Here is a 15,007-nt window from a genome sequence, read left to right on the forward strand (position 1 = left end):
ACCTAGGGATTTGCCGCAGCCTTTGCAGCCTCGCCCTTCTGACGTTCTGCCGCAGCCTCCACCGTCTTCCCAAGCCGACCTAAAGCATCGGCCAGCCCCATGTGCGCTTCGGGATAGTTTGCGTCGTAACTCAAAGCGTCTCGAAATTGAGTAACAGCGCCCTCCACGTCTCCACCCCGTAATTGCGAGTTTCCGGCCTTCGTCGCGACCTCAGCACGTTGATGATTCATGTTGCTACGCATCAGATCAGCAGCCTTCTTCCGCTCGGCAGCGGCCGCCGCCGGTCGGTTCTGTTTGGTCAGAACAGCAGCGAGTGTCAAGTGTGGGTCAGGTTGATTCGGAAGTTGACGGATGGCCTCACGTAGTGCGGATGTAGCCTCCGCCGGCTTGTTGAGCTTGTCGTAAACGCTACCTAACGCTGCCCAGCCATCGCCATTTTCCGGGCGTAAATTTAAAGAGAGATCCATCTCTCGCGCCGCATCCTCGTAGCGCCCTGTCTGCATATAAAGCACACCAAGCAAATAAGGGGCTTCAGGCGCAGACGAATCAAGCTTTTCCGCTATCTGCAGCTCCGGTATCGCCTGCGCGGCATCATCCTGCATCTTGAATGCTAGACCAAGGTTGTAATGCAGTTGAGGTTGATCGGGCGCGAGCTTGATTGCTTGACGCAATTCAGACACCGCATCTCCAAACTGACTCAGCTGCACATACGCTGCGGCAAGATCTTGATGCGCCGTTACGCTCTCAGGCGCCAGGGCAACCGCCCGCTGCAGCACTGGGACCGCATCTTTTGCAAGTTGCGCCTGGCAGAGTGCCATCCCAAGATTCGTCATAGCCTCTGCATTGTTCGGCTCCGCGGCCACAACTTTTTTCAGAAGCGTGATCGCCTCCTGCACTTTGTTGGAGCGCTGTAACGCAAGGGCGAGTTGATACGAGACCGCAGTCGATTCGGGATCTACTTCCAACACATGTTGAAAGACCGTAATTGCCTGCTCATCTTGCCCGCTGGCCGCGAGCGCCTTGCCGTACTCTACAGCAATCACCTCATTCTGTGGCGCCAGCTGCGACGCCCGCTCCAGCTCCGTTAGCCCATCCTTCTCTCCCTGGGCCTGCATTGCAAGGCCAAGATGCAAATGTGCAGCCGCCAGGTTCGAGTTGAGGCGAATCGCCGTCGCAAACTCACTCTGAGCCTGCGCCCAATTCTTTTGTTGCGCATATAGCGAGCCGAGTTCATCGTGTAACTCTGCATTCTGCGGCTCTGTCGCGAGAGCGGCTTTCATCTTCGTAATGGCCGGGCCAGTGTTTTGAGTAGCAGCGAGCGAGTAGGCATACCCTACTAAAACGTACGAGGGCAATGTACGTCCATGCAGGTGTGCATCAGCTTCAAGCCTGGAAAAAAGCGGAAGAGCTTTTTCGGGTGACCCGATCTGCTCGTACGCCAATGCAAGATTCGTTTGAGCTGCGCTATCGCTGGCTTTAATCGCAAGCGCCTTTTCAAGCTCCCGAATGCCTTCTTTCAAGTGTCCGCGGTTGACCAAAACAGCGCCAAGAGCACTGTGTCCCTGTTCAGCCTGCGGTGCTAGCTGCACTACCTGCTCGAAGTCAGCTTGCGCTGAACTCAGGTCTCTTTGAGCCAGAGCAGCCTGCCCCGCACGATAGGCCGCATCGGCCTTTTTCAGCGCTGCCGAAGGCTCTTGAGAGTGCGCAACCGTTGTGAGAGCGATCAATGCAACGAGCCCTGCATTCACAGCCACAAGCCCGTTTTGCCGAAGTTTATCCATGTTGTTCGTGAGAGACAATCGTATCTATCCGAATCCTTATCTGCCCTTCACCAAGATCATCAATAACTACAACCCTGCAACAGACCTTCATTCAAAGACGAGCGAGGTTCGCCCGAGCCGCTACGTGCTGAGGATTAAGCGCTAGCGAGCGTTCAAAGTCCTTACGGGCCGTCGCAGTATCGCCGTTACGAGCATGCAACACCCCCAGATTATTCCAATCATCTGCATTCTTCGGCTCAAGTGCCAACACCGCGTTCTGCTCGCCGATTGCATCCGGTAGTTGCCCCATCTGTGCATAGAGCTGAGCGAGCTGACGATGCGCCACTGCATCGGTCGGGCGCAAACGCTGTACTGCCTTGAACTGGTCAAGCCCATCGGCCAGCTTTCCGGATCGAGCATACACACTTCCGAGCAACTGATGAGCATCCGCGTCATCTTTCTGCTTGAGCGCCTGCTCCAACAACTCCACGGCGCGAGACAGGTTATTATTCTCCGCTTCAATTCCAGCGAGGTTATACAGCGCATCGAAGTTATCGGGAGAGATTGCAATTGCTGTCTCAAACTCACGCTGCGCATCTGCTGACCTATTTACTGCGGCGAGCACGCCCCCCAGCTCATTGTGCGCCAAAGCATCGTTAGGGCTCTCCTCGAGCACGCGACGATACTCCTGCTCAGCCTCCGCGTAGTTGTTGTGCTTGAAATCGAGATGCGCAAGATCAAAGCGCGCATCGACATACTCCGGGTCAACCGTCAGCGCTCTTTGATATTCGACCTGTGCCTGCCGCCAGTTTCCCTCCGCATCCAGCGCCGCTCCAAGAGCAGTCATCGTCCGAACATCATCCGGCGAACGAGTAAGTAACCGTTGATAGAGAGCAGCAGCAGACGCATAGTCGCCCCGAACTATCTCCACCGACGCTAGGTTGTAAAGCGCGAGATGGTCATCAGGGTTCTTCCGCAAGTTATTCTCCATCCAGGCCCGCTCCAGTGCGAGGCGAGGATCGTCACTTACATGCAAAGACGTTCGCGGCAAAACCTGCAGCCAAAGATGCCCCATCTCATCCACAGATCGATTCCCCGCCTTCACTCGTACCGGCGGGCTATTCGGATTGCGGATGTTGTCCCTTGAGTTGTCGTACATGTAGCGCATATGCAGAACACTATTCTTCGGAAGAAAAATTGGAGATTGAAAACGATAGACGGACTGACGATCTATATCCCAGTTACGAATCAGAATGAGCCACTTCTTTTCTCCGTTCGGCAGCACCGCATAACCTTCAAGCTTCTTGCCCAGATAGTGAGCATGCGGATAGACGCCTAGAACATCGACATCAATGGGAAGCTTGAGTTGGTCTTCAATAACAAATGCCGCATCGCCCGCAGGAATATCAATCGCACCATCGTGCTCAAGCTGCAAAAGCATAGGATGCGCCACAGCAGGCTTGTCAGCAAAATAAAGCCCCACAGTAGCTTGCAGACTTTCGGGCTTCCCGTTGGGTTTCAAATGCATATTGAGGATCAGATCGTTGCCAGGATCAAGCCGCCACGACATGCCCTTTGGTTCGATCAGCGCGGGTGAGTCGGGCTTCCAGAAGAGAAAGTGGCTATCAGGATCGAACGAATCACCCGAATCGACGGTAAGCTCCATCCCAGGAACTCCCTGCTCCCAATCGGTCGGGTGTTTACGTCGCAAAGAAGCGGTCCTATCGATCAGTACATTCGCATGATGAACCACTTGTGGCGCTCCCGGCCTGATCTCCATCGCGCGTACGTACTTGGTCCCCGGAATCGGAACAGGCAGAATGAAGTTGCGAAAGAGATCGGTACCGGACGCGGGGACCTGCATCTCCGATGTCGCCTTCAAGATGAGATCCGGCGTTCCAAGCTGCCACTCCTTCGAAAAGACAGGCGGCGCAGGCGCATACTTCGCATCGCCTTCGGGCATACCGGCTTCGACCCACGCGTTGATCAGCGCCACATCTTCATCAGACAGACGACGGTTATCCGCGAAGTTGCCAAAGCCCGGCTCAGGCAGCCAGGGTGGCATGTATCGAGTCTGTGTAACGGTTCGTATCTGAGTTCCCCAACGCTTCGCATCAGCATAGGAGAGAAGACTGAAAGGACCAGAGCCTCCAGGATGATGGCAGCCGCTGCATTGCTTATAAAAGATGGGTGCAATCTGTCGGTTGAAAGTAATTGGAGCCGCTACGGCCTGAACATGCGAGTGCGGCAGCTCAACAGAAAGTGTCGCAAGCGCGACAATTCCTAATAGTCCAAAAGAAATATATCTCGCCTCAGGACACGTCATGGGCGCCCTATGATTCCGCAGCCCACCGCCGGCCCATTTGGCTGCTCCACACTACGGTGCTGAAGAACGTCGCCGATCGCTCGCTCGAGATCGTGCTGCGTAGCTTGAGGCCGCTCCTGCCCGAACTGCACATAACGGTCGTCGATGCGTCCGTGATAGACGGTACGAAAAGTTTCCGCGTCAGAATGCTCTGGGACAAGAATCGCTGACTCAGGAGTCAGCTTTGCATGCGCGAAAGCTACAAGTCGATGGTCAGGATCGAGAAGAATATGTTCTTCAGATCCGTAAGCAGCTTCATGCTGACGAACGCCACTCGAAGTCTCACCAACATTGGGATAGACGAACCAAAACACAACATGCTGCGCCGAAAATTTCTCTTCGAGACTTCGTATCTCAGGGATGTAGCGATTGGAGATGGGACAGTCCGACGCGACGAAGAAGAGAACAACCGCTTCCGTCCCGGGAGAGGCCAGCCGCGTCACGGGCTGGCCATTCGTGTTGTATCCATACACTGTCGACACTCGTTGCGCGTAACACAGAGGCGCGATGACCAGCACGCAAGCCATAGTAGATCGACTAAAAAACGATCGGCGCATAACGCTTCGAGTAGACAATATCTTAAATAGTTCAGACAAGAATATTCGGTTGAAGAGAGCAAACGGTTCGTACACCACCCTTAACGAAGTTCGCATCGCTGCCCCGCATAACTTCCCGAAATCAAAAACTTACGAAGCGTCGGATCGTCTGGGTTGAACCGCGAAAGCTCCATCAGAATCTCCAGCGCTTTCTTCTTGTCACCCAATCTGCACTCGATGAAAGCAAGGTTCAGACCGGGTGCCATCTGACTTGGATCGGCGTCAACCGCACGCTGCAACAGAGCTATCGCCTCTTCAACACCTCCCGAAGACGCGTCCAGAACAGCGAGATTCCCCAGCACGGTCGCCTGGTAAGGATCCTCTTTCAACGCATCCGCATATTCCTTGCGGGCCCCTCCCTTGTCACCGGACATCTGCTGCATGAAACCAAGCTGCGTGTGAAGCTGTGCATCGTCATGGCCCGCCTTCTCTGCCTTCGCCAACAAGTGAATCGCCTTCGTCGCTGTTACGCGATCGCCATGCTCGGCAAGCTGCGCATAGGCCAGTCCTAACTCTCTGTCTCCAACTGAAACGCTACCCACCGGAACCAACTCAGTAGACTCTGCTAGATCCGTAAATCGCATCGCTGCCGTCGACGCTGGCCGACGCTGAATATTGTGGTCTGTCGCCTGTTCATGGGAGATGTCCGTAGTCGTACGAGTAGGCATGTGGCATACCGCACAATCTCTCTCCTCCGGGTGGTGCATCGTCGCCATTTTAGTACTCGTGTGACACGTCAAACACCTCCCGCGAAAGTAGCTGACACGTTCCTCTGCACTTGGCGAACTATGAGGATCGTGACAGGTCGTACACGTTAGCTTGTCGCCACTCGCAACCTTGCATGCGCTTCGCAAAAGAGCTTCGTTCTGACTGCTCGCTCGCCCGCCTCCCGACGCTGCGCTCGCCTTCACAAAATAAACAGCATAGTCTGCAAGATCTGCTCCTGCGTGAAACTGAGCAAGCGATGTGCCTGCACGATAGATCGCTACGTCCCCCTCAAGATGACACTGAAGGCAGGTACTATCTCTCCTGGCTGGCGGCAGTTTAGCCGGATTGACGATCGGGCCATGCCCCTTCTCTGCCAGATGTAGTGATGAATCGCCATGGCACGCCGTGCATCCAACTCCGCCTTGCTGAAATGGCGCTGCCTCATATTTGTTACGAGCCTCAGGGAGCGCCATCTGTACCGCCGTTGCATGACAATGGAGACAGTTCGAATCCACAGGCAGAGCCTCAGGCATGGTCTTCGTTGCACCATAGTTTGGAGCCATATCCCACAGCTGTTTTTTGCCGTAGTAGTTGATAGGAACCTCAAACCACTGACCCTCGACCTGATAAAGGTACGTACGTCCACGCCGTCCGGAGCCGACAAAATACATGAGCTGCCTCTCTCCGTGCAATACCGGTTCACGGTCGCGGGCGTAAGACATCCAGGCCTTGCCATCTCGCAAAAAAACGCTGTAGCGCACACCGGAGGCAGCGTGCAGAAAGCCCCCTTCCAACAGTCCTGAGAAAGCTGTCCCACTCCCCTTCGCCATCGGCGTCCGTTCGTACTTCTCGTAAATGTTCTGATGGCAACCGGCGCAGACGGCATCGGGGTTAGAAGAAAGTGCGGCCGTGATCGGTTGTGCTTTAGGGGTTGCAGAAGCGCGCACCGAAAGGTCAGTCAAAGCGCAAACAATCCCGAAAGCCAACGCAGCGATAGAGAGCGCGAAGATCAAGCGCCCGACACTTCGCACCAACGCTTTTAGAACTCCTGAGCTCTCTGGCAACCTGACATCGCAGGAATGTGGATACCCATCGCCCTGAGATGCACATCCGGTTGGCAACTTCTTCGGCAAAATGGCCCCTGCATTTCTAGCGAACCGTCTCCAGCTTGGGTTCACTTGCTGCCTGTATCTTTTGCGAAATCTGGATCTCACGACTGGCATCATCGGCTCTGCCCAACGACCGATACGCCTGCCCCAGCAAACTGTGGGTTATGTAGTTGCCGGAGTCCATCTGTTCTGCGTGTTCAAGGTACATCAGCGCACTCGCGGGATCTTGTCGCTTGAGTAATACCTTGCCCAAAAGAATATATGGCCCAGTCGAATTCGGCTCGAGCAGCAGTGCCCGCTGCAACGATTGCAACGCCTTCGTGTAGTCCCCTGTCCGCGAATAAGCATCTCCCAGCCTGTCATAGATGCTTCCATCAAGGGGATTACGGGCACGCTCTTTCTCAAATTCGGCGATAGCCACATCAAGGTGTTCCCCCGCCAACGCGATCTCCCCAAGCAAAGCATGCGCCAGCGGCAACTGGGGATCGAGTTCAAGCGCCTTCGCCGCAAACTGCTGCGCGACCGGCAGGTAGTCCCTCCGCAGCAACATCCGCGCAGCTAAAAGATACGCCGGCGCCGAATCTGCAGCGAAGCCATATTGAACTCCAAAGGCCCCACGAGCTTTGTCATATTGACCAGTGTCGATATAGCAAAGAGCCAGCACATAGTTCGGATCGACTCTAGTCTGCGCCGTCAACTCATGCGCCGACTCCAACAGCGGAATTGCATCCGCTGGCTTGCCCAATCGAAACAGCGTCAACCCACGCAACTGCACCGACTCCTGATCATGCGGGTCTTGCTTCACCGCACTTGCGAACGCGGTGTCCGCTTCAGCAAATTGATTCTCCGAATACAGGGCCAGCCCACGCAGCCGATTTACCCCCGCCGGTGCAGGCTGCTGCGTCGCCAAACTGTCCAGCTGCTTCAACGCACTCTCAGTCTGTCCTCGATCGATCATCACCCGCAGTCGCGCCAGGTTTTCGGAAGAGCCGTCACGAGCACCGTCACCAGTAGCTGCTGGTGCACCCTGCGTCTGTGGCGTCGGTGCAGAAGGAAGCTGCGCCCATGCAAGCGATGATGTCAACACTGCAAGAGTGAGGGGAGAAAGAAGTAAGACGACTGTGTGCAGACGACACATAGAAGATCAGGCTCGAGTGTAAACCAAGGAAAAGAGGGGAGCCGTAGCTCCCCTCTTGTGGCTGAACCGCTCGTTAGAATTGCACGCGGGCCGTGAACTGCATTTGACGTGGGTTTGAGCCGTTCCCCGGATAAGTGCCGTTAGTTATGTTTCCAGCGCTCTGAATGTTTCCACTCGGAAGGCCAAAGTTGATGTGGTTGAATCCATTGAATGCATCGGCCCGGAACTGCAGAGTGACCCTCTCCTTGATGCTGAAGTTCTTCAAAGCCGACAGATCGACGTTGTAGAAGTTCGGTCCCCATGCGTTGTTACGTCCTCCGTTGCCGATGGTATCCAGGCCCGGATCGGTGAACTTCTCACCAAGCGTCTGAGCCGGATAGAAGACCACACCGTGAGGACCACCTGCGAAGCCGATAGCATGCGGGTGGAGCTGAGATGATTTGCCGTTGACATAGCACGGCGCCGAGCCAGGTATCTCATTGCCGCATCCATTGAACGAGAGCGTGAAGGGCAGACCGCTTTGAATTACTACGATGGGGCTGACCTGGAAGCCACTTACCAACTGGTTTACGAACCCGTTGGCGTTGTGGAGGAACTGCTGGTTTCTCCCAAACGGCAGGTCATAAGTACCATACCCCGTAAAGGCGGTGCGGCGAATGGCGCTATCGTTACCGATCACAGCCTGCTTATCCCAAGTGGCAAAGCTGCTTTGCGCATCTCTCCCATGTTGATAAGCAAAGTTGGCATTGAGAGAAAGACCATGAGTATATGTCTTCGCCAAGCTAACCTGGAGTGCGTTGTAGTGGGTATCCTGGTCGTCTCCGTAGTAAGTAATTCCCTGGCTCCAACCGCAAGGCCCACCGCACGCTGGCAAAGTTCCTCCAACGTAACGCTGTAGAAGCGTCTGATTCTTTACAGCGCCAGCAAACGGGCCGGCTGTCGGAATCGTTGCTACAGTCGATCCGCCGTTGGTTGGGTCAAAGTGCAGTGCGAGTCCGGGAATGGTGCTGTACGAGGCTGGAAGGAAGATCGCTGCCTCGTTCGGATTGGTGTTGTTACCGTCGCCGTCGCTAAGGGTATGCGTCCCTTTGTTGCCGACATAGGCTACCGTGAGTGAGATAGTAGGCGATAGCGAACGCTGTACCGAAGCGTTCCATGCATCAAGAGTCGGCAGCCGCTCGGTGAACGGACGCGCCTTCGAGTTCACTTGGGAGCCAGGATTCACGATATGACCGTTCGCATCCGGAGGCAGCGGAGCATAGTTCGAGAGGCCAGTCGCCAAGCCGCCCTGTGTCAGAGCGGGATTGGTCAGATTGAAGGCGTAGGAAGAAGTACCCCCAGTAGCGTTGATCGATTGGTTGGCAAGAACCGGGAGGTTCTGCGTGACCACGTGGCCGAATACCGAACCAAACACCCCGATGTCGAAGCTACGTCCGTAACCGCCTCGAATCACAGTCTTCGCATCGGCTTGGTAAGCAAGTCCTATACGTGGATTCCAGGCGTTCTTAGCAATCCCAACACCCATGTTCGACGGGATTCCACCTACACCCGCAACATTGATGAACCCTGTATTCAAATTCAGCAGCGCTCCATTACCAGGAGCGTTGACGGTCTCAGGAAAGTAAAGTTCGTAACGTACACCAGCGTTGACAGTCAACTTGGGAGTTGCGCGCCACGTGTCCTGTACGTAAAAGAAGTCGCGCTTCTGAAACTCTTTCGCGTTGGTCGACGTGCTGGCATAGCGGTTGTAGGCCGTGACGTCACCCAAAACGAAGGTCGCAAAACCGAGTCCACCGGATGAACCGTTGGAGGTTGGACCCGTGCTGAACTGATTGACTCCTGTTCGATCGTTATCGCTCGGTACCCGGAGATTTCTTGCATACCGAAGATCGGCGCCCACCTTCACAGCATGGTTGCCAATAATCTTGGTCCAGTTGTTGACAAACTGGAACTGGTCTTCACGCTCGGTAAGTGGGCAGTTGCAACGGTCCACGTTCAAGCCTGCACCATACTGCGAGTTCGCCCCGGCAGGATTATTCGGTCCAGCCGTTGGGTTCGTCACGTTCAAGTCAGACAGATTGAAATCAGGTGCACCATAATTGACCGGAACGACAAGACCGGAGTTCGGACCCGTACCACTGATGTTTTCACCCTGGATCGGAAGGTTTGTATTGGTCGTATCGTACTTGCCCGTAATGATGTTGTAGCGGAAGTAGCCTAAGCGTATATCGGTCACCACCGTTGAGCTGACTACGATGTCGGTGCCCAGAGCAGCGCTGTCGTTCGCACCCTTCGAGGTGCCTCCGTAGCCGCCCAGACCGAGTCCAGAACCGCCCGCCAATCCAAACAACGTGGCGCCAGAGAGAAGATCGGTAAACCGGCTGAACCTGCCAAAGACGTGAACCTTCCCATTGGCCGTCCAATCCCCACGAACGTCCCACTGGTTGCTGTTGAACAGTCCCGTACCACCACCGGAGTAGTTATTCGACAGTCCGCCAAAGCTTCCCGGAGAATTTGGTGCATAAGGCTGCAGCAGCTTGAACAGATTCAGAGCCACAGGCGAGAGCTGAGCATTCGGAATAATTGCGTTCGGGTACGGAGTTCCGTCTGCTTGATAGATTTGGTAAGGATTGGATGCGCCTCCGAGGCTAGCGCCATAGTTGACGTACTGACTGAAATCGCAACCGGCACCGCTAAGGCAGCTTGATACCAACTGCGCGGTCGGAACAGTCTGTACTGTCGCGAAACCTACCTTCTGGCGAACGCCCTGATAGTCACCAAAGAAGAACAACTTGTCTTTGATGATCGGTCCGCCGACAGATCCGCCAAACTGATTCTTCAGTGCACCGGGAATCGGGCCGGAACCAGGCTGAGTGAATGGATCACGTGCCAGGTTTGCCGCGCTCTCGCGGTTGTCGAACGCCGTACCGTGAAACGCATTGGAACCAGACTTAGTCTGCACGGTGACCACAGACGCAACAGCCTTGCCAAACTCAGCGTCAAAGTTCTGCGTTGCGATCTTCGCTTCAGACATCGAATCCGAATTTGGATTGATGACGATAATGCCAAGGATCGGATCCTGGTTGTCCGTACCATCCAGCGTGTAGTTCACACCACCGAACGCCTGTCCATCCACCTGAATCTGCTTCGAACCCTGCGGGTTCTCATCGGCAGCATGCGACCATCCCAGCTGCACCGCGCCCGGCAACAACAGTTGCAGGTTGGTAAAGTTGTGATCGGGAATTGGAAGATTTTCAAGCTCCTGCGAGTTGAAGTTCACGGCAACGTCCGCGCGATCTGTCTTCAACTGGGGAACCGCATCCGCATCGACTTCAACAGTCTCGCCCGTCGCTCCAATAACCATCGTAGCTAGGATCTTCGTCGAAGCATCTGCATTAACCTGAATACCCTTCTGTGCGAACCCTTTGAAGCCCGCCGCGGAAACCGTCACGTCGTATAAGTCTGGAATAAGGTGTTCAACAGTGAACTCACCGCTGCCATTGGATTGAACAGTGACAGAAGTTCCTTTGCCGGTGTCAGTCACTACAACGTTTGCGTTCGGTATGGCAGCACCAGTGCCATCAACCACGCTTCCAAAGATCGAACCATAAACGGCCTGCCCGTAGGCCATTGGCGCAAATGTCAAAAGAACGAAAGCAGAGAGCAACCCGACCAGCCGACGCGTCATGAATCTCATGAAAACCTCCAAAGGGTCCTGCAGCTTCTATTGGCGACGTTATCTGTATTGCTAAACATCGCTCACTCGTGCCTTTGTAACTAAAAAAACAGACGGTTGAACGTTTGCCCCGCCCCACTCGTCGCACCGGAAACATGTCTTTCTGATTCGCACCGAAACCTACGCGCTCGGGTTGGGGCATGTCAACGTCGTTGGGCACGTTTGTTTCCCACCAGTTAACGTCGTACGATGTGCTCAAAAAGATCGAACCTCATACTATCAATATTGGTCATACCACTTTGCGGTACCGGCTTAGTGTTTCATAAGAGGGTTTAACCAAATCTCCAATAAACAGCGCGCTTTGCGCACTAAGGGGACGTCGAAACTTCGACTCAGGATGACTTCAAGATCAATCGAAAGGTTGACCACCAGTCCAAAATAATTTTTTTTGAGAACTCGCCAGAAGTACAACTTTGTCTATACATTCATAACCAGTTGTTCCGCTACTCGATCCAAGTGGCAGGGTGAACATGAAGGTTGAACCCTCATCCCGGAGCACCACTCTAAAAGCAAAAACCTCTATGCCTGAATTTCGCCCCGACGAAGCCGATACCACATCCCAGACTCCCAAATACCGGCAGGTCTACGAAGAGCTTCACTCGGCCATCATGACGGGTTCGCTGCAACGCGGTGATCGTCTCCCTAGCGAAGCGGAGCTGGGGAAGCGTTACAACACCTCGCGCATCACCATCGCAAAGGCGGTGCACGAACTGCAACTCCAAGGCCTGGTCTCGCGTCGCCCTGGGTCCGGCACCCACGTCATCGCTCCGACAACCTCTCGCGGCCACGTCTTTGGTCTACTGATTCCAGACCTCGGCCGCACCGAGATCTTTGAGCCAATATGCCACGGCATGATGCGGTCGCCATTAGCCAAGCCGCACTCCCTCCTCTGGGGACACTCCATCGGAGACATCGCACAGAAGGAAAAGGAGGCCGAGCATCTCTGCCACAAATACATCTCGCAAAAAGTCTCCGGAGTCTTCTTTGCCCCGCTGGAGTTCACGCCCGAAAAAGACGCCGTCAACCGGCGCATCACATCCGCGCTCGATCGCGAAGGCATTCAAATCGTCCTGCTGGACCGTTGTTACACCGCATACCCCATGCGCTCGAAGTATGACCTCGTAGGAATCGACAATCGTCGCGCAGGCTTCGTCATCACACAGCACCTGCTCCTCCACGGCGCGAAGCGCGTAGCCTTCGTCGCCAAGCCTCTCTCCGCATCGACTGTCGTAGGTCGCATCGCCGGCTATCGCGAAGCTCTCTTCGCACACGGAGTCCACCTCCAGCAAGACCTCGTTTGCCGTGGCGACCCCGAAGACCCGCACTTCATCCAGAGATTGCTAAAACAATGCAGACCCGACGCAATCGTCTGCGCCAACGACGTCACCGCGATCAAAGTCATGGAAGGCCTGGCCTCCTACGGCGTCCGCGTCCCCGAGGAGATCCGTATCGTAGGAGTCGACGACGTAAAGTACGCCAGCCTCCTGCCCGTCCCCCTCACCACGCAACATCAGAACTGCGCCGAGATCGGTGCCATGGCAATCGCAACCATGTTGCAGAGATTGGAAAGGCCGGATCAGCCCACCCGCGACATTCTTCTCCAGACCAAAACAGTTATCCGCCGATCGTGCGGCACCCACGCAAACCCAAATCACAAACTAATCTAGAACGCACGATTAAATCGTCGCTGCCCGGCACTGCACAATGCCTTGTCAAACAACCGTCATTGCCATGTCGAATGCTATAGTGTTCGGGACTCCAGGAGGCATGAATTGACCACCAACCGACACCATCGCACCTTATCCGCACGGTGGATGCGCCTCCCTCAAACCCTCGCCATTCTCGCCGCCTCCATCCTCTGGAGCGCCGCAACACCCGCCGTCAGTCAGGCTCAGCACAACGACGGCCCGTGGTGGAAACACGCCGTCCTCTACGAGATCTACCCCCGCAGCTATCAGGACTCGAACGGCGACGGCCTCGGCGACCTCAACGGCATCACCCAGCGCCTCGACTACCTCCAGAACCTCGGCGTCGACGCCATCTGGATCGCTCCCATGTATCCCTCCCCTCAGGTCGACTTCGGCTACGACATCTCCGACTACGAAAACATCGACCCCAACTACGGCACCCTAGCCGACTTCGACCATCTCCAGACCGAGGCCAAGAAGCGCAACATCCGCATCGTCCTCGACATGGTTCTCAACCACACCTCCGACAAGCATCAGTGGTTCATCGACGCCGCCAGCTCGCGCACCAATCCCAAACACAACTACTACGTCTGGAACGAAGGCATCCCAGCCAACTCCGCAGGTGTGACCGAATTTCAAAAACGATACGAACACGACGGCCACGTCCCGCCCAACAACTGGACCTCCACCTTCGGCGGTTCGGCTTGGGAATGGGTCCCCGCCGTTCACCAGTACTACTACCACTTCTTCTACAAGGCACAACCCGATCTCAACTGGCGCAATCCAGTCGTAGAAAAAGCCATGTTCGACCAGATGCGCTTCTGGCTCGACCGCGGTGTCGCCGGCTTCCGCCTCGATGCCATCCCAACTCTCTTCGAAGATCCTCAGCTCCGCGAAGAGAAAGCTCTCGGCGGCACCAACGCACAAGGCGATCCCAACTACTCCGACGCCTATCAATCCAACCTCCCCGAGGTCCACGACGTAATCCGGCGCATGCGCGCGATGATCAACTCATATCCCGGAGAACGCGTACTCATCGGCGAGACCTACCTGCCCAACACCGCCGCTCTCAACCTCTGGTATGGTGGCGAAAAGCATGACGAGCTTCAACTCCCCATGGACTTCCTCGTCGGCTTCCACGGCGACCATGACAAGCTCGACGCCGCCAAATTCCGCACCAGCCTCAACGAAGCCGAGACGCAGATTCACGGCTCCCAGCCTCTCTTCGTCTTCGACAACCACGACAACGTCCGCTCGTGGGACCGCTACGGTGACGGCGAGCACAACCAGCAGATCGCCCGCATCCTCGCCGCGATCCTCCTGACCACCCGCTCCACCGCTCTCCTCTGGGAGGGCCAGGAACTAGGCATGGTCACCACCACACCGACCCGCAAAGAAGACGTCAAAGATCCCATCGGCGTCACCGGCTGGCCCAAAGAGAAGGGCCGCGACGGCGAACGAACCCCAATGCAATGGGACGACTCTAAAAACGCCGGCTTCAGCGACGCAGCCGCCACATGGCTTCCCGTCCCACCTAACCACACAACGGTCAACGTCAAAACAGAAGAGAGCGATCCCGACTCACTCCTCAACTGGTACAAACAGTTGATCGCGATGCGTCGCAGCGACCCAACCCTCCGCGATGGAAAACAGATAATGATCGACGAGTCGAATCCATCAGTCCTGTCGTACGTTCGCGAAGGCGTCGCCGGCCACCCCTCAGTCATCGTAGCGCTTAACTTCACCGCTCAGCCCCAGACGATCTCGCTCGACCTGAGTAAAGCCAAGGTCTCCGGCAAAACCGTGAGCACACTCCTCACCAACGCGCCCGACCTAAAAAAATCAACCAGCCTCAACATCACCCTACCGCCGTACGCCTCATGGATCGGGTCAATTAAATAAAATCG

At 55.5% G+C, this 15,007-nt stretch carries 8 protein-coding genes; 2 read left to right on the forward strand and 6 right to left on the reverse strand.

Going from position 1 to position 15,007, the window contains the following annotated elements; translation table 11 throughout:
* Positions 1-2: 2 nt before the first annotated feature.
* The 6 genes from RBB82_RS08385 to RBB82_RS08410 form a co-directional block, all read right to left on the reverse strand.
* Entirely contained in the window at positions 3-1,781 is a 1,779-nt protein-coding gene (locus tag RBB82_RS08385; protein WP_433974668.1) for a tetratricopeptide repeat protein, read from the reverse strand.
* 91 nt (positions 1,782-1,872) lie between these two features.
* Positions 1,873-3,825, reverse strand: coding sequence for a tetratricopeptide repeat protein (locus RBB82_RS08390; protein ID WP_433974669.1), 1,953 nt, complete (start codon positions 3,823-3,825; stop codon positions 1,873-1,875).
* A 257-nt stretch (positions 3,826-4,082) separates the two neighbouring features.
* A complete protein-coding gene (locus tag RBB82_RS08395; protein ID WP_433974670.1) occupies positions 4,083-4,652 on the reverse strand; it encodes a hypothetical protein in 570 nt (189 codons plus the stop codon).
* 110 nt (positions 4,653-4,762) lie between these two features.
* Positions 4,763-6,460 (reverse strand): tetratricopeptide repeat protein, encoded by a 1,698-nt coding sequence (locus RBB82_RS08400; RefSeq protein WP_433975352.1) that lies wholly within the window; start codon positions 6,458-6,460, stop codon positions 4,763-4,765.
* Positions 6,461-6,578: 118 nt separating this feature from the next.
* Positions 6,579-7,676, reverse strand: a complete 1,098-nt coding sequence (locus RBB82_RS08405) for a tetratricopeptide repeat protein (RefSeq protein WP_433974671.1) — start codon at positions 7,674-7,676, stop codon at positions 6,579-6,581.
* Positions 7,677-7,749: 73 nt separating this feature from the next.
* Positions 7,750-11,373: a TonB-dependent receptor gene (locus tag RBB82_RS08410; RefSeq protein WP_433974672.1), complete on the reverse strand. Its 3,624-nt coding sequence runs from the start codon at positions 11,371-11,373 to the stop codon at positions 7,750-7,752.
* Positions 11,374-11,933: 560 nt separating this feature from the next.
* On the opposite strand from RBB82_RS08410, the gene RBB82_RS08415 reads away from it, so the two are divergent.
* A complete protein-coding gene (locus tag RBB82_RS08415; protein WP_433974673.1) occupies positions 11,934-13,079 on the forward strand; it encodes a GntR family transcriptional regulator in 1,146 nt (381 codons plus the stop codon).
* A gap of 105 nt (positions 13,080-13,184) precedes the next feature.
* The gene (locus RBB82_RS08420) at positions 13,185-15,002 is read left to right on the forward strand and encodes a glycoside hydrolase family 13 protein (protein WP_433974674.1); all 1,818 of its coding nucleotides are present in this window, start codon (positions 13,185-13,187) and stop codon (positions 15,000-15,002) included.
* Positions 15,003-15,007: the final 5 nt, after the last annotated feature.

It is taken from the genome of Tunturiibacter lichenicola, from assembly GCF_051013355.1.
GTDB classification, from domain to species: Bacteria; Acidobacteriota; Terriglobia; order Terriglobales; family Acidobacteriaceae; genus Edaphobacter; species Edaphobacter lichenicola_F.

Coding starts and splice junctions, on each gene's coding strand:
- RBB82_RS08385 (WP_433974668.1), bottom strand. CDS start 1,781: ATGGATAAACTTCGGCAAAACGGGCTTGTGGCTGTGAATGCAGGGCTC.
- RBB82_RS08390 (WP_433974669.1), bottom strand. CDS start 3,825: ATGCCACCCTGGCTGCCTGAGCCGGGCTTTGGCAACTTCGCGGATAAC.
- RBB82_RS08395 (WP_433974670.1), bottom strand. CDS start 4,652: ATGGCTTGCGTGCTGGTCATCGCGCCTCTGTGTTACGCGCAACGAGTG.
- RBB82_RS08405 (WP_433974671.1), bottom strand. CDS start 7,676: ATGTGTCGTCTGCACACAGTCGTCTTACTTCTTTCTCCCCTCACTCTT.
- RBB82_RS08410 (WP_433974672.1), bottom strand. CDS start 11,373: ATGAGATTCATGACGCGTCGGCTGGTCGGGTTGCTCTCTGCTTTCGTT.
- RBB82_RS08415 (WP_433974673.1), top strand. CDS start 11,934: ATGCCTGAATTTCGCCCCGACGAAGCCGATACCACATCCCAGACTCCC.